The following is a 17,673-nucleotide window of genomic DNA, read 5'->3' as shown; positions in this document are numbered from 1 at the left end:
TTTAGCCCCTGGTACGCCGGGCGCGCCGTCGCTGTGGCGATTCGCGTCGGTGGGGTGCGCGACGCCAAGGCGGGCCGGATAGGGTCGTGGGTATGACCCACCAGGTGCACGCCTTCGAACCGCCGGAGCGGTTCGTCGCCGGGACTGTCGGGCCGCCGGGGGAGCGCACGTTCTTCCTGCAGGCCCGCGGCGGCGGCAGGCTGGTCAGCGTCGCGCTGGAGAAGGTCCAGGTTTCCCTGCTCGCCGAGAAGCTCGAGGAGCTGCTCACCGAGGCGCAGCGTCGCTTCGGGGTGGACCTGCCCGAGCTGGCGCCGGTGATCGGCGACAACGAGCCGCTGGACACTCCCGTCGACGAGGAGTTCCGGGTCGGGACGCTCGGGCTGGCCTTCGACGTGGACACCGCGACAGTGGTGATCGAGGCGATCGCGGCGGGCGAGGTGGAGCCCGAGGTCGAGCTGGGCGACGAGGACGACGAGGACGAGGACGACGACGAGGACGAAGAGCCGGACGAGGACCTGGATCGGCTCCGGGTCCGGCTCACCCCGCAGGCGACCCGCCAGTTCATCGAGCGGGCCCGGCGAGTGGTCAACGCGGGCCGGCCACCGTGCCCGCTCTGCGGCCAACCGTTGGACCCCGCCGGGCACCTCTGCCCGCGGCACAACGGTTATCACCGGTGACCTCGTCCGGCCTCCAGCCTCGCCAGGACGGCGACGCCGCGCTGCGGCTGCTGCGTGACGGCGTCCTCGACCTGGAGGGTCGGCTGGTCGACGCGTCGAACACGACGCTGCGCGGCATCCTGACCCTGGACGGGTCGACCGCCCGCTGCGTCTACAAGCCGGTCCGGGGCGAGCGCCCCCTCTGGGACTTCCCCGACGGCACCCTGGCCGGTCGGGAGGTCTCGGCGTACCTGGTCTCCCGGGCCACCGGATGGGATCTGGTGCCGCCCACAGTGCTGCGGGACGGCCCGTTCGGCCCCGGCTCCTGCCAGCTGTGGATCGACGAGCCGGAGGACGCCGAACCACTTGTCGGTTTCCTGCCCGCCGGGGAGTTGCCGCCGCGCTGGATCCCGATTGCCGCCGCCCGGGACGACGACGGCGCCGCGTACGCCCTCGCCCACGCCGACGACCCGCGGCTGGCCCGGCTCGCGGTGCTCGACGCGGTGCTCAACAACGCCGACCGTAAGGGCGGTCACGTGCTCGTCGGTGCCGACGACCGGATCTACGGCGTCGACCACGGGGTGAGCTTCCACGTGGAGGACAAGCTGCGCACGGTTCTCTGGGGCTGGGCCGGTAAGCGGCTGCCCGCGGACGCCGTGGAGATGCTCGACGCGCTGGCCGGGCAGGTCGCCGGTGCGCTCGGCGCGGAGCTGGCCGACCATCTGACCATCAGCGAGGTGGCCGAGGTGGCCGCCCGGGTCGACCGGCTGCGCGAGACCGGTTGCTTCCCCCAGCCTCCGGAGGACTGGCCGGCGATGCCCTGGCCGCCCATGTGAACCGCTGTCATCTTGATCACCCGTGGGGTGCTCCGGCGTTGTCGCCGGGCTGGCTAGGCTGATCCCATGGAGTCTTGGGCGGGACACGAGGTGCCACGGCTGCCGGGCAGGGGCGAGCCACTGGCGTTGTACGACTCGGCGCGGCAGGGTGTCCACCCGAGTGAGCCGGCCGACGCGGGCAGCATGTACGTCTGCGGCATCACCCCGTACGACGCCACCCACCTCGGCCACGCCGCCACCATGATCACGTTCGACCTGGTGCAGCGGATGTGGCGCGACGCCGGCCGTCCGGTGCGCTACGTGCAGAACGTCACCGACATCGACGACCCACTGCTGGAGCGGGCCGCCCGCGACGGCGAGGACTGGGTGGTCCTGGCGATGCGCGAGACGGCGCTGTTCCGCGAGGACATGGAGGCGCTGCGGATCATCCCGCCGGCGCACTACGTGGGCGCTGTCGAGTCGATCCCGGACATCGCCGACAAGGTCGAGGTGCTGCTCAAGGACGGCGCCGCGTACCGGCTCGACGACGGCACGGGCGACGTCTACTTCGACATCTCCGCCACGCCTCGCTTCGGCTACGAGTCGAACCTGACCCGCGAGCAGATGCTGGAGATCTTCCCCGAGCGCGGCGGCGACCCCGACCGGGCCGGCAAGCGGGACCCACTGGACCCGCTGCTGTGGCGCGGCGCCCGCGAGGGCGAGCCGTCCTGGCCGGGCGGCGAGCTGGGCCCGGGCCGCCCCGGCTGGCACATCGAGTGCGCGGTGATCGCGCTCAACCTGCTCGGCGACCGGATCGACGTGCAGGGCGGCGGCAACGACCTGCTGTTCCCGCACCACGAGGCCTCCGCCGCGCACGCCGAGCGGCTCACCGGCCAGGCGCCGTTCGCGGAGCACTACGTCCACGCCGGCATGATCGGTCTGGACGGCGAGAAGATGTCCAAGTCCCGCGGCAACCTGGTCTTCGTGTCCCGGCTGCGCGCCGACAAGGTCGACCCGATGGCGATCCGGCTGGCGCTGATCTCCGGGCACTACCGCAGCGACCGCACCTGGACCGACGACCTGCTCACCGCCGCGTACGAACGCCTGGACCGTTGGCGGCGGGCCGCCGCCGCGCCCGCCGGGCCGTCCGGGGCTGAGCTGCTGTCCGAGGTACGCGCACGCCTGGCCGACGACCTGGACACCCCCGGAGCCCTGGCCGCAGCCGACCGCTGGGCCGAGGCGACCCTCGCCGGTGCCACCGACGACCCCGAAGCGCCCGCCCTCTTCGCGAACACTGTCGACGCCCTCCTGGGCATCCGCCTCTAGCCCAGCCCACGCACGGCTCAGTTCAGGACCGGGCCGGGGTCGTGGCGCGCCCTCGACCGGGTCACGGAATGAACGCCACTTCGGGGAAGGACCGGCTCGGGCCGTTCAGCAGGTGGCCACCCCGGTGCCGCAGGTGCAGGTCGAAGAACGCCAGCGGGTACGCCTGCCCGATGCGGACCGCGCGGGCGGGGTCGAGTGTGCCGACCCAACCGACGAGTTCCTCGTCGCTCATGCCGATGAGCTTTGCCAGTTGCGGCACGAGCCACTGGTTGTCGCCGTAGGACGAGTGGACCGCTTCGGCGGCCTGCACGTTGAGTCGCCATCCGCGTAGGTGCGTGAAGAACTCGGCGACGGCGGGCTCCGCAGCCCGGCTGTACTCCGCCGTCATCAGCATGAACGGCCGGTACAGGTCGGCGGAGGGCAGCGGCTGCGACACCATCGGGCCGTCCAGGCTCAACCCCGCCCGGACCCGTCGGTCGGTGCCCATGGTCAGGGCCGTCGCGGTGCCGCCCTTCGACCAGCCGAACATGCCGATCCGACTCAGGTCGAGGGCAGCGCCCAGCCCGGTCGGCAGCGGCGCGTGGTCGACGTCGGGGTTCCCCCCGGCGGCGAGGTCGGAGATCTGATCGAGGACGAACCGGACGTCCCGGGTGTAGGTCCACGGGGTGGAATCGAAGCCCTCCTCCTGGACGGTGACTCGGCCGTCCGGGAATTCGCTGAACCCGTCGTACGTGTGGTCCACAGTGACCACCGCGTACCCGTGGCTGGCGAGTTCCTGCACCACGATGGTGGTGTCCGAACGGTGGCTGCCGGCGCCGTGCGAATACAGCACCACCGGCAACCGCCGGCCCGGGTGCCGCACCGGGGCGCCCTCGTGCCCGGCCGTCAGCGGTGCCAGCGCGGCGTGGGGGTCGAAACCGGCGGAGTCCAGCAGCATGCGCATCGAGGCGGCGGTCATCCACGGGGAGCGCGGGTAGCGCCGCTCGTTCCGGGCGGGATACCAGACGCTGACCATCAGTTCCCGATACCGCTCCGGCCCGGCCAGCGGTTCCGGCCGCGACCGGTCGACCAGATGCAGCGGCACCACACCCACGGGGTACGGCCCGGTCGGCCGGGGGAGAGCGAGCCGGACCGGGCCCGCATCGGCGGTCGCCGCCGCGGCGCGGCCGGCGATGCCCATCGGTACGCCGGCCCCGACCGCCAGCGCGGCTCCGACAAGGCCACGGCGCGTGATCCCCCGCGCACCAACAGATTTCACGGTCAGCATTGATCCTCCAGTGGGTTGCTCGACGCCGGAACCGGACCGCCCCGGCCATCGATATACCCGCAGTATATATACCGAGTGTATAGATGCAAGGTTGGCGGCGCGCTTCGACAGCGATGAGCTCTCACGGACCCCCTGGCGCGCCTTTCGCCCCGCGACCTTGCAGTTTCTGTCCCGGCGAAAGGCGCAAAACCGGCATAAGTGCGACCGAAAGTGCAAGATCGCCCGGGCTGGGCTGGGCTGGGCCGGGCCGGGCCGGGGCCGAGGCGGGCCGGGCCGGGCTGGGCGAGTGGGGCGGCGGGGCTGGCTAGCCCAGGACCAGGCCGGGGTCAGGTTCCGGGTCGGGGGTCGGGCCGGGGATCTTGTACTCCTCGGTCAGGGTGGTCATGGGGCCGGGCCAGGTCGCCTGGGACACCTCGATCGGCTTGCGGTGCGCGTCGTACGCGACGTGCAGCAGGTGCAGCACCGGGGTGTCCGGCCGGATCTGGAGGGTCTCGGCCTCCTCCCGGCTCGGCTGGCGGGCGCTGATCGTGTCGGTGGCCGAGACGTACCGCCGTCCGGTCGCTTCCTCCGCCTCCTGGTAGAGCGGCCGGCCGAACGCCTCGGTGCGCTCCAGCGAGGTGCCGGCGGTGTCGCGGGGCAGGAACCAGGAGGCGCCGACCTCGACGGGGGAGTCGTCGGTGCGGACGAGGTGCCGCCGGCAGAGCAGGTTGGTGCCGTCGGACACGCCGAAGGCGTCGGCCACCTCGGCGGGGGCGGGGGCGTGCCCCACGGAGACGAGCTGTTGACGGTATCGGGCGGCCAGATCGGTGTGGTAGCCGCGGAAGCCGCCGTACCGGCCTCGGGAGAGGCGGTTGAGGCGGCGGCGGGTGCCTCGGACGTACGTACCGGAGCCGGGTTTGGTGATCAGGATGCCCTCGACCCGCAGCTGGTCGACGGCGCGTTGCACCGTCTGCTTGGCGACGCCGAACATCTCGGCGATGGCCGGGATGGACGGCAGCCGCTCGCCCGGCCCCCAGTCGCCCCGGCGGACCTGGGCCTTGAGCTGCGCGGCGATCTGTCGGTGCGGGAACTCGGCGGCCCCGGGATTGATCTGCACACCCGCCTCCTTGATCACATCTAGGTTCCTAGGATGCCCCAGCGGGTGTGACGGCGCCACCCCGGACACGCGAAAACGGGCCCCCGGACCAGAAAAGGTCCGAAGGCCCGCAGCCGAAACAGTGCTACCAGGAGCCGGCGGTGGGGCCGGCCGAACCGCCCCGGCGGCGCAGGTACTTCTCGAACTCCTGGGCGATCTCGTCACCGGTCAACGGGGTGATTCCCTCGTCGCCGACCCGTTCTTCCAGCTCGCGGACGTATTCGCCCAGCTCGGCGTCCTGCTCCGCGGCGCTGCGCACCCGCTGCTCCCACTCGGCGGACTCCTCGGCCAGGTCGGCCATCGGCACCGGCAGGTCGACGACCTCCTCGACCCGGTGCAGCAGGGCGAGGGTGGCCTTCGGGCAGGGCGGGTTGTTGGCGTAGTGCGGCACGTGCACCCAGAACGAGACGGCGTCCACCTCGGCGCGGGTGCAGGCGTCGTGCAGCACGCCGACGATGCCGGTCGGCCCGTCGTACCGGGTGGGGGTGAGCTGGTAGCGCTCGGCGGCCTGCGCGTCGGAGGCGCTGCCGCTGATCGGCAGCGGCCGGGTGTACGGCACGTCGGCCAGCAACGCGCCGAGCAGCACCACCCGTTCCACCTCCAGGCTGTGGCAGATCTCCAGCACCTGCTCGCAGAACGTCCGCCAGCGCATGCTGGGCTCGATGCCCCGGATCAGCACCACGTCACGGTCGGTGCCCTCCGGGCTGGCCACCATGAACCGGGTCGTCGGCCACTCCACCCGTCGGGTCTCCCCGTCGGCCATGGTGATGGTGGGCCGGCTGACCTGGAAGTCGTAGAAGTCCTCCGGATCCAGCTCGGCGATCTGTCGGGCGTTCCAGACCTGCTCCAGGTGCTCGACCGCGGCGGTGGACGCGTCGGCGGCGTCATTCCAGCCCTCGAACGCGGCGATCGCCACCGGGGACCGCAGCACCGGCAGTCCGTCGAACTCGGTCACGCCGTCACCTCACCCTGCTCGTCGCGGCTGGCGCCGGGACCGCGCCCGGTCGTCATACCGTGTGGCACGGCGGCGTCCCTGTTGTCCTTCACGTCCGTCAGCCTACGTGCAGGGCGAGGGTGCGGCCCGTCGGCCGCGCCGGTCGGCCGCTCCGGCAGCAGGTCATACCCGAACGAACCAGACAGGGTGATAACCGTGACACAATAGGGGATCGCTCGAGGATGGTCGTGGAGTCCGGCCGAATCGCACTAACCTGAACGGGTGCGGACTTCATTGATGGATGTGCTGGCTGAGCGGATTCTCATCGCCGATGGCGCGATGGGCACGATGCTTCAGGCCGCGGACCTCACGCTCGACGACTTCGACGGGCTGGAGGGGTGCAACGAGATCCTCAACGTCACCCGCCCGGACGTGGTGCGCGGGGTGCACGACGCCTACCTGGCCGTCGGTGCCGACTGCGTGGAGACCAACACCTTCGGGGCCAACCTCGCCAACCTCGCCGAGTACGACATCCCGCACCGCATCCGCGAGTTGTCCGAGGCGGGCGCTCGGATCGCCCGGGAGGCCGCCGACGCGGCCAGCACCCCGGAGCGGCCCCGATTCGTGCTCGGCTCGATCGGGCCGGGCACCAAGCTGCCCACCCTCGGGCACGCCGCCTACTCGACCCTGCGCGACGCCTACCAGGAGAACGCCGCGGGTCTGATCGTCGGCGGCGCGGACGCGCTGATCATCGAGACCTGCCAGGACCTGCTCCAGGTCAAGGCGGCAGTGGTCGGGTCGAAGCGGGCGATGGCCGAGCTGGGCCAGTCGGTCCCGATCATCTGTCACGTGGCCGTGGAGACCACCGGCACCATGCTGGTGGGCAGCGAGATCGGGGCGGCCCTCGCCGCGATCGAGCCGCTCGGCGTGGACCTGATCGGGCTCAACTGCTCGACCGGCCCGGCCGAGATGAGCGAGCACCTGCGCTACCTGTCGCAGCACTCCCGCATCCCGCTGTCGGTGATGCCGAACGCCGGCCTGCCGGTGCTGACCGCCGACGGGGCGTACTTCCCGCTGACTCCCGTGGAGCTGGCCGAGGCCCTGGAGCGGTTCATCACCGAGTATGGCGTGGGGCTGGTCGGCGGCTGCTGCGGCACCACCCCGGAGCACATCCAGGTGCTGGCCGAGCGGCTGCACGGCGTCACCGCCCCGGCCCGCGAGCCCCGGCACGAGGCGGGCGTCTCCTCGGTCTACCACCCGGTGCCGTTCGCCCAGGACGCGTCGGTGCTGATGGTGGGGGAGCGGACCAACGCCAACGGCTCGAAGGCGTTCCGGGAGGCGATGCTCGCCGGTGACTGGCGGGCCTGTGTGGAGATCGCCCGCAGTCAGGCGCGCGACGGCTCGCACCTGCTCGACCTGTGCGTGGACTACGTCGGCCGCGACGGCACGCAGGACATGCGGGAGCTGGCCGGCCGGTTCGCCACCGCGTCGACGCTGCCGATCATGTTGGACTCCACCGAGCCGAACGTGGTGGAGGCCGGCTTGGAGATGCTCGGCGGTCGCTGCGTGGTCAACTCGGTGAACTTCGAGGACGGTGACGGCCCCGAATCGCGGTACGCGCGGGTGATGCCGATCGTCCGTGAGCACGGCGCGGCGGTGGTGGCGCTACTCATCGACGAGGAGGGCCAGGCCCGTACCCAGGAGTGGAAGGTCCGGGTCGCGGCGCGGTTGATCGACGACCTGACCGGCCGCTGGGGCGTGGACCGCTCCGACATCCTGATCGACGCGCTGACCTTCCCGATCGCCACCGGCCAGGAGGAGACCCGCCGCGACGGCATCGAGACGATCGAGGCGATCCGGGAGATCTCCCGCCGTTACCCCGGTGTCAACTTCACCCTGGGCATCTCGAACATCTCGTTCGGGCTCAACCCGGCGGCCCGGCAGGTGCTCAACTCGGTGTTCCTGCACGAGTGTGTGCAGGCCGGCCTGACCTCGGCGATCGTGCACGCCAGCAAGATCCTGCCGATGTCGAAGATCCCCGACGCGCAGCGCGAGGTCGCCCTGGACCTGGTCTACGACCGGCGTCGCGAGGGGTACGACCCGGTGCAGCATTTCCTGGAGCTCTTCGAGGGCGTCGACGTGACCAGCGCCCGGGCCAGCCGCGCCCAGGAGTTGGCGGCGCTGCCGTTGGACGAGCGGCTCAAGCGGCGGATCATCGACGGTGAGCGCAACGGCCTGGAGGCCGACCTGGACGAGGCGATGGCCGGCGGCCGGTCGCCGTTGTCGATCATCAACGACATCCTGCTGGACGGCATGAAGGTGGTCGGTGAGCTGTTCGGCTCCGGCCAGATGCAGCTGCCGTTCGTGCTCCAGTCCGCCGAGGTGATGAAGACCGCGGTGGCCTACCTGGAACCGCACATGGAGACCATCGAGGACGGCGGCAAGGGCCGCATCGTGCTCGCCACCGTGCGCGGCGACGTGCACGACATCGGCAAGAACCTGGTCGACATCATCCTGTCCAACAACGGCTACGAGGTGGTGAACATCGGCATCAAGCAGCCGATCAGCGCCATCCTGGACGCCGCCGAGCAGCACCGCGCCGACGCGATCGGCATGTCCGGGCTGCTGGTCAAGAGCACTGTCATCATGAAGGAGAACCTGGCCGAGATGGCCACCCGCGGGGTCGCGGAACGCTGGCCGGTCCTGCTGGGTGGGGCGGCGCTGACCCGCGCGTACGTCGAGGACGACCTGCGGTCGACGTTCCCCGGGCAGGTGCACTACGCGCGGGACGCGTTCGAGGGTCTGTCCCTGATGGACAGGGTGATGACCGCCAAGCGCGGCGGCGCCCCGGTGATCGACCCGGAGCGGGAGGCCGCGCTCGCGGCCCGGCGGGCGCGCCGGGAACGGCAGCGCTCGATGGTCACGACGTCGCTGCCGGAGCTGCACGACTCCTCGGTCCGCTCCGACGTGGCCGCCGACGTGGCGGTGCCCACCCCGCCGTTCTTCGGCACCCGCGTCGTCAAGGGCGTGCCGATGGCCGACTACGCGGCGCTGCTCGACGAACGGGCCACCTTCTCCGGCCAGTGGGGGCTGCGCGGCGCCCGGGGCGGCAGCGGACCCTCCTACGAGGAGCTGGTCGAGACCGAGGGCCGGCCGCGGCTGCGGTACTGGCTGGACCGGCTGATCGCCGACCAGGTCCTTGAGGCAGCAGTGGTGTACGGCTACTTCCCCGCGTACTCCGAAGGCAACGACCTGGTGGTGCTCGACGAGAACGGGCACGCGGAGCGCGCCCGGTTCTCCTTCCCCCGGCAGCGGCAGGAGCGGCGGCTCTGCCTGGCGGACTTCTTCAGGCCCCAGGGCGACCAGCTCGATGTGGTCGCGTTGCAACTGGTCACCGTCGGCCAGCCGGTCAGCGAGTACGCGGCGAAGCTGTTCGCTCGCAACGAGTACCGCGACTACCTGGAGGTGCACGGCCTCTCCGTGCAGCTCACCGAGGCCCTCGCCGAATACTGGCACCAGCGCATCCGCGCCGAGATGACCCTGCCCGACGGTCGTCCGCTGGGGCACGACGACCCGGCGGACCTCGCCGGCATCCTGCACAACGACTACCGGGGTTGCCGGTACGCGTTCGGCTACCCGGCCTGCCCCGACCTGGAAGACCGGGCGAAGATCATGGATCTGCTCGGCGCGGACCGGATCGGGGTCGAGCTGTCCGAGGAGTTCCAGCTCATGCCGGAGCAGGCCACCGACGCGATCGTGGTCCACCACCCGGAGGCCAACTACTTCAACGCCAAGTAACGGGCGCAGGTGGCCTGACCTGCTCCTGAGGTCGTCCGGAGGGCCGCTGAACCATGATCATGCCGTCTCCAGGCCGTCAAAGGCTTCCGGGCCGTCCTCGGCGGTCTGGTTCTCGCCGAACGCGGCGTCGATGGCGCGCCGCGTTCGGTCCTCGCTGGTCGGCAGGAGATGCGTGTAGGTCCGCAGGGTGAACCCAGGGTCGGCGTGGCCCAGGTACGTCGACAGGGCCTTGACGCTCTCGCCGGCGTCCAGGAGGACCGAGGCGTAGGTGTGCCGCAGGACGTGCATGCCGTTGTGACGGTCGTCGGGGATGCCGGCGGCCCGGATGGCGCGCTTCCAGACTCCGGGGTTGAACTTCGAGCGGCTGAGCGGCAGGCCGTCGGCGGTGGTCAGGTAGAGCGTGACGGTCGTGGGATCGCCGGTCAGGGCTCCCCAGGGCAGGGTGACCTCTACGGGCGGGTACTGCTGGGCGTGGTCGCTCAGGCGGCGAGCTACTGAGGCGGGGAGGGGAACCTCCCGGGTCTTGCCGCCTTTGGGTGGGGCGAAGATGAGCGCGCCGCGCACGAGTTTGACCTGACGGGCGACTCGGAGGGTTGGCCGGTTCGCGTCCAAATCGTCAGGGCTTACGGCGAAAATTTCCCCCTGTCGCAGTCCGCAGCCCGCGCCCAGATCGACCGCGACTCGGTAGCGGTCTGGCATTTTGGAGCGGAACGCGGTGAGCCGGTCGACTGACCACGGCTGGACCTTGGTGGGAACGTGCCTGGGGCGTTGGATGCTCTTGGCTGCGAACGGATTACTGACGATCTTCTTGTCATCTACAGCCGCGTTCAGAATCATCGACACGTCGCTGAAGAGGACCCGGCGGTAGCCGGCAGACAGTCCCTTTTCCTGCAACCCGCGCGCCCACGCTCGGATCGTCGCCGGCTGGATCGATGCGACCGGCTTGTCACCGAGGACGGGATACACATGCAACCGGAGTTCGTACTCGATGCGGTCGCGGGTGAGGACGTCGGTAGTTGCAGCGGCGAGCCATTCGTCGGCGTACCGCTTGAAGGTGGTGCGACCGGCGTCGGGGTCGACGTAGGTGCCCTTGAGAATGTCAGCTTGGACGTTGGCCAGGAATGCCTGTGCCTCGCGCTTCTTCTTGTCGGGGAACGACTGCGACTTCTCTTTGCCGTCCGGAGCGAGGTACCGGACGCGGTAGCGCATCCCCTGTCCGCACGCTGGCTTTGGTTCCTGCCGGGACTTCCCGCCCGGACCGGCAACCGTCTTGTACCAGAGGTCAACGATGTGCCCCATCTCAGGCCGCCTTGGACTGGTCGGCGAACCACGCACGCACCGCGTCAGGGTCGTAGCGCAGATGCCTACCGACGCGGCCGGCGGGTGGACCGATGCGGCGCTTGCGCCAGGTGTAGAGGGTCTGGACCGGGACGCCGAGGTAGGCCGATACGTCGTCGACGGTCCAGAGCGTGAGGGGTTGGGCGGTCATGTCGTCTCCCGTTGTCGAGGGGTCAAGCAGCAGCCAGCGGGGTGCCGGCGGGGGTGGTGTCGAGTTCGCGGGCTAGTTCATCGCGGGTCGCTCTCGCGCCCTGGCGGACGCTTTGGCGAGTGGCGTGTCGCCGGTGGTGTGCCAGCCACGGTCCGGCGAAGGTGCGGTGCAGGCCGGCCGGTGTTAGGGCGCACGTCATCGCCCCGGTTCACCCGCGGCGAGCGGGTTGCGGGCAGGGGTTGTCGCCCCGGCGGCCCGCCCGGACAGGGCTGCGGGGGGTGAAGAGGGATACGGAGTCGCCGCCGACGCGTGAGGTGCGCTGCGCCTGGTCGGGTACTGGTTATCGCCTCGTGACCAAGTCGCAGGTCACGAGCGTCTTGTTAGAAGCGTTGGGCGGCTGTTCGGGGTGTTACTCCAGCCTGTCGAGGAAGCCGTCGATCATCGTGATGAGTTCGTCAGTGGGGACGCCGTTGGTGGCTGCGGTGCGGACCTCGCCGAGTACCTCGCGAACCTGCTGGCGGGTCTTGCGGCGGATCTCGTCGCTGTCGGCGAAGAAGCCGTCGAACGCGGCCTGTGCCCTGGTCAGGAACTCGTCGCGCAGCTGTTGCGGGACTCTGCCCTCAGACGGGCCGAGTGACCCGGCCGCGACCGCCTCGTAGTGCGCCGTGTCGGTGCCGTTGAGCGCTTCCTCGCCGCGCATCCACCGCAGTAGCCGGGTTGAGTCGACCACCACGCCAGGCGCGACCTGCACCTGTTGGTCGGCGCCGGGAACCAGCAAAGCCTCCGGTGGGACATCCAGCGCGTAGGCGAAGCGCATCAGCTCGTCGACCGTGACCGGAGTCCGGCGGCGGCCCGCCTCGATGTTCATCAACACCGTCGTCGACATCGCCGGATCGCCGTACAGCTCAGCAGCTTTGTCCGGGTTCAGCCGGCGCTTCTTCCGGATCTCTTTGAGGCGCAGACGTACCACCTCACCCGGCGTTGCGTCGCCGCCGAGCTGCTCACTTGTCATGTCCGTAAGTTTTACTCGCCCTGTTGACAAGTTGCAAGCCCCGCGGCCATATTGCTTTCGCACCTAGCAAGTTACCTTTGATTGCTTACCGATAAGGCAAGTGAGTGGACGATGCGAGAAGAGCCGAACGGCATGTGGACCCACGACGAAGCAGCCCGATACCTGGGTATCCAGCCCCAGACCTTGTACTACATGAACTACAAGGGCAACGGGCCCAAGTCGTACAAGGTCGGAAAGTACCGCCGCTACCGCAGGCGCGACATCGACGCGTGGCTCGAAGCGAACAGCTCCGAACGCTGACACCCCCACCACCGCCACGCCACCCGGTTCGGAGCGCGCCCCGCATGACCACCGGCACCAACTTCGCCCTGTTCTATGTCGACGACTCTGGTAGCGAAGCCCACGGCTTGACCACGTTCAGCTGGATCCGGACCGACCCGGCGCACTGGGCCGACGCTATTCAGCGATGGCTCCAGTTCCGCGCCGCGATCTACCGCCGCCACGGCATCCCCGCCGACACCCGGCTGCACGCCACCGAACTCGCCGGTGGCCGAGGAACCTGGGCACAAGCCCCTGCCACGAGGAGCAAGCGCGCGGGCCTCGCCGTCATCCAAGACGGACTGAACGCCATCGCGGCCCTGCCGGGCATCACCCTTGGGAGCGTCTACCGCCGCACCAGCTCTCGCGGACGCGACTTCGAACGCGACAAGCAAGATCTCTACCGCTGCATGGTCGCGAGACTCGACGCCGAATTACGGGAGGCTGCCGCCTTCGGTGCCGTCGTGATGGACGGCGATGGCACGAACGGGAACTACAACCGCGGACACCGATGCCTCGACAACGGTCGTGCCCTCATCGAGGACCCCTTTTTCCGGCAGGCCAGCGCCAGCCAATGGGTCCAGATCGCCGACCTCGCGGCATGGACCGGGTATCGGTCTCTTCGCCCTGCCGGTCGGAGAGACAAGAGCACCGCGTGGTACGCCCAAATCCTGCAGCACCTTGACAGGGACGGAGGGCCGGTTGAACTCTGAACGCTCGGCAACCTATCGCGGCGCTCTCTAGGTGGATGCGCGCGCGAATAAATTGATCAGCCGAGACTTGCGGATCAAAGGTGGGCGCCCCCGCCGCTAGCGGCCCGTAGTGGCGCGGGCGCAGGAGTAGCATCCGCCCCCGACGCAAGCGGTGTCATAGCCCCCACTTTTGGTGACCCGCCGGAGTGCAGCGGGAGACATCCTTCTCGCCTTGGCCGGTTTGGGGGCTTGACAGCGGTAGTCGGGGGAGGAGCGTCGCTCCTCGCCCGCAGCGCCAAACGGGCCGCACCGCCGAGCAAGTCGTTCCGGTGCCAGTGCACCGGCTCTTCTGGCCCGCTCGCAAGGTCTCAGCTCCTCTTGGCCCTGTAAGGCCGCCGGGCGTTGGGTTAGCTCGACCCACGCTTGCTGCCATAGCGTCGCACCTGCCTATTCGCGGCCTACGCGCCCATCACCGCCACCGAATCGCGCGCCGTGCTCGTCGTCGTCAGCCGTTCCCTGCGTGCTTCTGTCCAGATACTGGGTGTGCCACCGGCTCGCGGAGAAGCTCGCGCTCGGCTGGCGCCTTACCACGGAGGCGTAGCGCTGGGACCCACCAAGCGGACGGGTCGCGCCCACGTTGGCGGCAGCGCTGCAACGGAGACCGGCCGTTCCTGGCCGGTGGAACCCCATCGAGGTCACCCGCGACCACACGATCTGATGGCTGCAACGGGAGACCGCCGTTCCTGGCCGGTGGAACCCCCGGCTGGTCGTCGGACAGGGTGAGGGTGGTGCGGCTGCAACGGAGACCGGCCCTTCTTGGCCGGTGGAACCCGGCGCATCTTCGCGCCCGGGTCCTGCGAGCCGCTGCTGCAACGGAGACCGACCGTTCCTGGCCGGTGGAACGCGGAGCACGTACGAGTCCATGCGCCGGCTGATCTCGGCGCTGCAACGGAGACCGACCGTTCCTTGGCCGGTGGAACCGGTGGCGTCCTGGACGGTGATACCGGCGGCCCGGTTGCTGCAGCGGTCACCGACCGTATCCGCCCGGTGAAAATCCGACCACTCGACGTCGCCCACCTCGGGGTCGAGCGAGCTGCAACGGAGACCGGCCGCATCCGGCCGGTAAAACTCCCAGACTTCGCCGCACCACCTACTGGGCCAGATCGCGCTACAACGGAGACCGGCCGTATCCGGCCGGTGAAACTCCCCGACGATCGGCAGCCAACCAGCGATACCCTCGGCGCTGCAACGGAGACCGGCCGCATCCGGCCGGTGAAACTGGCGGGCCTCATGGGCAGCGACGCGGGTACGTCCCTGCTGCAACGGAGACCGGCCGCATCCGGCCGGTGAGACCCTTCTTGAACTGGTCAAATGCGTGGGCGCCAATGTGGCCACACCCATTCTGGTGCCTGCTATGCCAGATTTTGCCCGGGTATGTTGGTTCGGAACCTCGTGCTTGTGGCGTGATCGCCTACGGTTCCGAACCGCGGAGGCAGCGCGTGCCTGCCGGAGGTGGCGCGCTTTAGTTGTCAAGGTCCGTGGCCGGGGGATGGGCTGGTTGTCAATGAATTGCCTGATGCCGTTGGCGGCGATCCCTGCGTGAGTTCGCCAGACTTGCTTAACCCAATCGGATTCCGTGGCCTCGTCGTGTCGGGGCGGTGCCAGATTAGCTCGGAGTCTCCTCGACGACCGAAGTGGCATTAAGGCGTGCGCTGCCTGGCCTGGTGGGCTTTGCGTGAGCGCCTGGTACCGGGGGTGGGTCTGCACGGCGTTGGTCAGGTTGGTGGACCGGGTCGTGGCTAGGTTTGTTGGATCCCGGCAGTGTCACACCGATGAGGAGCGTGTGTGTGGCGTCTTTGACGCGTTCTTAGAGTTGACGTCCGGTGCTCGACCGCGGTTAGGGCATCTCTCAGGCTATCTACCCCATCGACTTCGCCCGGGTCTTCAAAGGCGCCAGTGGGCGATAGATGAGATCCATCTGTGTCCGGAGTCGACGACGACGTTGCGACAGCTCGCGGCGTTCACTCGTGCGGTGGGTGTGGGGTCGTGGCCGACGGTTGAACCGACCGTCTGACGTGCATGTCGGCCACCATTTCCACCAGTCTGCTCGACACGGGGGATAACTCGGTTCCGGTTGCCGACTCGGCAGCTTGGCGCCGTTCGGGTGTCTCACGCTGGGTCGGCATCAAGATCCTCGCAGTCAACCCCGCCGGCGTCTGTTCAGGCGCCATGGTCGCGTGGATCTTCGATGAAGGCCAGGAAGGACCGACCGAACCGGGTGACCGCGTCCAGCCTGACGTAATGGGCGAAGTAGCTGTGCTCGCCGTTGTACCCGGCTTCGGTGAGTGAGCCGACGTCGAGCAGGCCCTCGTCCTTGAGACGCTCGCACTGTTTGTCGAGGAGGACCTCCACGTCGCCGCTGGCATTGGCTGGAGACTGCACCGGCGATAGCCGGTGGGCGATGTCGGCAACGAGCACCAGCTCGGTCTCCGGAAACGACGACTCGGCGACCATGATCTCCTCGCGGTACTGCGGGTCCGCCAAGAACTTGAGTAAACGCAGTGAGACCGGCGGGAGTCGATCGATCAGATCAAAGAAGACATGCTGACGGTCTTCGTCCGGGTCGACAGCGAGGGCGGTGTTGAGCACCGCGTTACGGAGTAACTCGCGCTTTTCCCGACGGCTCCGTTCGGCGATCCGCGTTCCCGCCGCCACTGCGTCCACGAACGCCTCGTTGTTGGCGAGGTGCTCAAAGTCGCCCACGCGTTCCTCTAGCTCACGTAGGGCGACGGCCAGGTCGGTCAGCCACTCCTGCATGCGCCGGTTGTACCGGCGTGCGAGCACGTCGGCGAGCATGACGCCGAGAGGTCCTCCAACACCAGGAATCGCAGAAACCACCATCTCGGCAGCTTTGCTCAGTCCCTGTCGGCGGTCGCTCTGCGCGGGCGGTCTCAACTCCATGCCGACCATGATGGACGACGGCGTCCAGCTAGATCAGTAAGCGGGCCGGACTCCGCCCGTTCGAGGGTGACCTGGTTGGCGGGTCGAGGGGGTGGTCGGTGGAGACGAACGACGACGCCAGGATCGCCGCTGGTCCGGTGAGCGCGCGCTTGACGGGCCGGTTGGTCCGTGACTGCGCGCGCTATGCGGCTGCGGCGAGTGCGGAGATGACAGAGGTGGGCATCTGCTGGCGGGCGGTTCCGCTCGTGGTGGAGCTGAGGAAGTTCAGTAGGTGGCAGGGGCGCTCGGGGGCGCCGAGCGGGACTGGTTCGACCCGCCGCCATCCGCGAGCCGAGGCGGCCTTGATCGCGGTTAGGTAGGTGCCGTCGCTCATGCGGCCGAGCGTGCGGGCGCGCATCAGCAGCGCGGCCAGCGAGACCTGCCAGTAGCGCTTGAGTTCGAACAGTCTTGACCAGTCGACAGTGTCGGGCAGCTGGTCGGCGATCTCGTCGGCGGGCATGAGGAACGCCGCGGCGAACGTGTGTGCCTGTTTCTCGACTTCTTTGACCCCCCAGATCTGTTCGCCATGGAGCACGAGGTGGCCCAGTTCGTGGGCGGCGTCGAAGCGTGATCTGGCGCGGTCGTTCTTGTCCGTGCCGAGTACGACGACCGGGTGGTCGTTGAATGGCAGGGAGAACGCGTCGACGTCGGTGCTGCCCAGCGGAAGGCGGATAACGACGACGCCGTGGTGTTCGAGGAGGTCCACGACGTTGCCGATAGGTCCGGGGGGTAGTTTCCACTCCTCGCGGACCTGCCCGGCGATGCGCTCGATCTCCTCGCCGGCGGCATCGAGGCTGTTGACCCGGATCTGCGGGACGGCTCCGCTGGGGAACTGCCCGGCGGCGGCGGCGTGGACCGCGAGGTCGTGGGCGACGTGGGCGACGGCACGCGCCCGGCGGCGATCGGCGACTGCGGTGCGGCGCAGCGACCGGAAGAATCCCTCGTGGGTCTCCACGAGGGGCTGGTGGAAGAACTCGACGGGCACGTCGAGCGTCACGCTCAGGACGTGGAGCGTCTCGGGACTGGGCCGGGCGGCACCGCTCTCGAACTGGCTGACAGCGGCTGCTGAGACGACTACCTGCCCAGCGAGGTGCGCCTGACTGAGCCCGGCAAGCTCCCTAGCCATCCGCAGGCGTGCCCCCTGGAACCCCGGCGCGCTCACTCTGTCTCCTCCGCCCTTGATCTTGCATCCGATTCTGGTCGGTTCGCCGCGTAAGGCCGGACTGCCGCG

The 17,673-nt window shown here is 69.4% G+C and carries 14 protein-coding genes; 6 read left to right on the top strand and 8 right to left on the bottom strand.

Annotated elements, in window-relative coordinates; all coding sequences use genetic code 11:
- Window positions 1–92: 92 nt before the first annotated feature.
- The 3 genes from OG598_RS12190 to mshC all read left to right on the top strand — a co-directional run bounded on the left by OG598_RS12190 (window position 93) and on the right by mshC (window position 2,797).
- Window positions 93–677, top strand: coding sequence for a DUF3090 domain-containing protein (locus OG598_RS12190; RefSeq protein ID WP_088948067.1), 585 nt, complete (start codon window positions 93–95; stop codon window positions 675–677).
- Window positions 674–1,492: an SCO1664 family protein gene (locus tag OG598_RS12185; protein ID WP_328654527.1), complete on the top strand. Its 819-nt coding sequence runs from the start codon at window positions 674–676 to the stop codon at window positions 1,490–1,492. Before OG598_RS12190 ends, OG598_RS12185 begins: the two co-directional genes overlap by 4 nt.
- 66 nt (window positions 1,493–1,558) lie before the next feature.
- Complete coding sequence (gene mshC / locus OG598_RS12180) at window positions 1,559–2,797, top strand: cysteine--1-D-myo-inosityl 2-amino-2-deoxy-alpha-D-glucopyranoside ligase (protein WP_328654526.1); 1,239 nt, start codon at window positions 1,559–1,561, stop codon at window positions 2,795–2,797.
- 61 nt (window positions 2,798–2,858) lie between these two features.
- Here the strand turns inward: mshC and OG598_RS12175 are convergent, their stop codons facing one another.
- The 3 genes from OG598_RS12175 to OG598_RS12165 form a co-directional block, all read right to left on the bottom strand.
- Complete coding sequence (locus tag OG598_RS12175) at window positions 2,859–4,064, bottom strand: alpha/beta hydrolase family protein (protein ID WP_328654525.1); 1,206 nt, start codon at window positions 4,062–4,064, stop codon at window positions 2,859–2,861.
- 304 nt (window positions 4,065–4,368) lie between these two features.
- Window positions 4,369–5,160, bottom strand: a complete 792-nt coding sequence (locus OG598_RS12170) for a GntR family transcriptional regulator (protein WP_091408867.1) — start codon at window positions 5,158–5,160, stop codon at window positions 4,369–4,371.
- A 124-nt stretch (window positions 5,161–5,284) separates the two neighbouring features.
- Window positions 5,285–6,154 carry a PAC2 family protein gene (locus tag OG598_RS12165; RefSeq protein WP_030332815.1) on the bottom strand — a complete coding sequence of 290 codons (870 nt, stop codon included), beginning with the start codon at window positions 6,152–6,154 and terminating at the stop codon, window positions 5,285–5,287.
- 276 nt (window positions 6,155–6,430) lie between these two features.
- Between OG598_RS12165 and metH the strand changes: the two genes are divergently transcribed.
- Window positions 6,431–9,931: a methionine synthase gene (metH, locus tag OG598_RS12160; RefSeq protein ID WP_442931502.1), complete on the top strand. Its 3,501-nt coding sequence runs from the start codon at window positions 6,431–6,433 to the stop codon at window positions 9,929–9,931.
- 57 nt (window positions 9,932–9,988) lie between these two features.
- Here the strand turns inward: metH and OG598_RS12155 are convergent, their stop codons facing one another.
- The 3 genes from OG598_RS12155 to OG598_RS12145 all read right to left on the bottom strand — a co-directional run bounded on the left by OG598_RS12155 (window position 9,989) and on the right by OG598_RS12145 (window position 12,432).
- Entirely contained in the window at window positions 9,989–11,230 is a 1,242-nt protein-coding gene (locus OG598_RS12155; RefSeq protein ID WP_328654523.1) for a tyrosine-type recombinase/integrase, read from the bottom strand.
- Between the two features lies 1 nt (window position 11,231).
- Window positions 11,232–11,420 (bottom strand): helix-turn-helix domain-containing protein, encoded by a 189-nt coding sequence (locus OG598_RS12150; RefSeq protein ID WP_328654522.1) that lies wholly within the window; start codon window positions 11,418–11,420, stop codon window positions 11,232–11,234.
- Window positions 11,421–11,829: 409 nt separating this feature from the next.
- The gene (locus OG598_RS12145) at window positions 11,830–12,432 is read right to left on the bottom strand and encodes a helix-turn-helix domain-containing protein (RefSeq protein WP_328654521.1); all 603 of its coding nucleotides are present in this window, start codon (window positions 12,430–12,432) and stop codon (window positions 11,830–11,832) included.
- Between the two features lie 111 nt (window positions 12,433–12,543).
- On the opposite strand from OG598_RS12145, the gene OG598_RS12140 reads away from it, so the two are divergent.
- Together OG598_RS12140 and OG598_RS12135 are read left to right on the top strand one after the other, a co-directional pair.
- The gene (locus tag OG598_RS12140) at window positions 12,544–12,732 is read left to right on the top strand and encodes a helix-turn-helix transcriptional regulator (RefSeq protein WP_328654520.1); all 189 of its coding nucleotides are present in this window, start codon (window positions 12,544–12,546) and stop codon (window positions 12,730–12,732) included.
- 44 nt (window positions 12,733–12,776) lie between these two features.
- On the top strand, window positions 12,777–13,463 hold the full coding sequence (locus OG598_RS12135) for a DUF3800 domain-containing protein (protein WP_328654519.1): 687 nt from the start codon (window positions 12,777–12,779) through the stop codon (window positions 13,461–13,463).
- 2,199 nt (window positions 13,464–15,662) lie between these two features.
- Here OG598_RS12135 and OG598_RS12130 read toward each other — a convergent pair.
- Complete coding sequence (locus tag OG598_RS12130) at window positions 15,663–16,403, bottom strand: hypothetical protein (RefSeq protein ID WP_328654518.1); 741 nt, start codon at window positions 16,401–16,403, stop codon at window positions 15,663–15,665.
- Window positions 16,404–16,584: 181 nt separating this feature from the next.
- Window positions 16,585–17,604 (bottom strand): helix-turn-helix domain-containing protein, encoded by a 1,020-nt coding sequence (locus tag OG598_RS12125; protein ID WP_328654517.1) that lies wholly within the window; start codon window positions 17,602–17,604, stop codon window positions 16,585–16,587.
- Window positions 17,605–17,673 lie beyond the last annotated feature (69 nt).

It is taken from the genome of Micromonospora sp. NBC_00330, assembly GCF_036136635.1.
In the GTDB taxonomy this organism is placed as follows: Bacteria; Actinomycetota; Actinomycetes; order Mycobacteriales; family Micromonosporaceae; genus Micromonospora; species Micromonospora salmantinae.
This window is presented reverse-complemented; position numbering and strand designations above follow the sequence as displayed.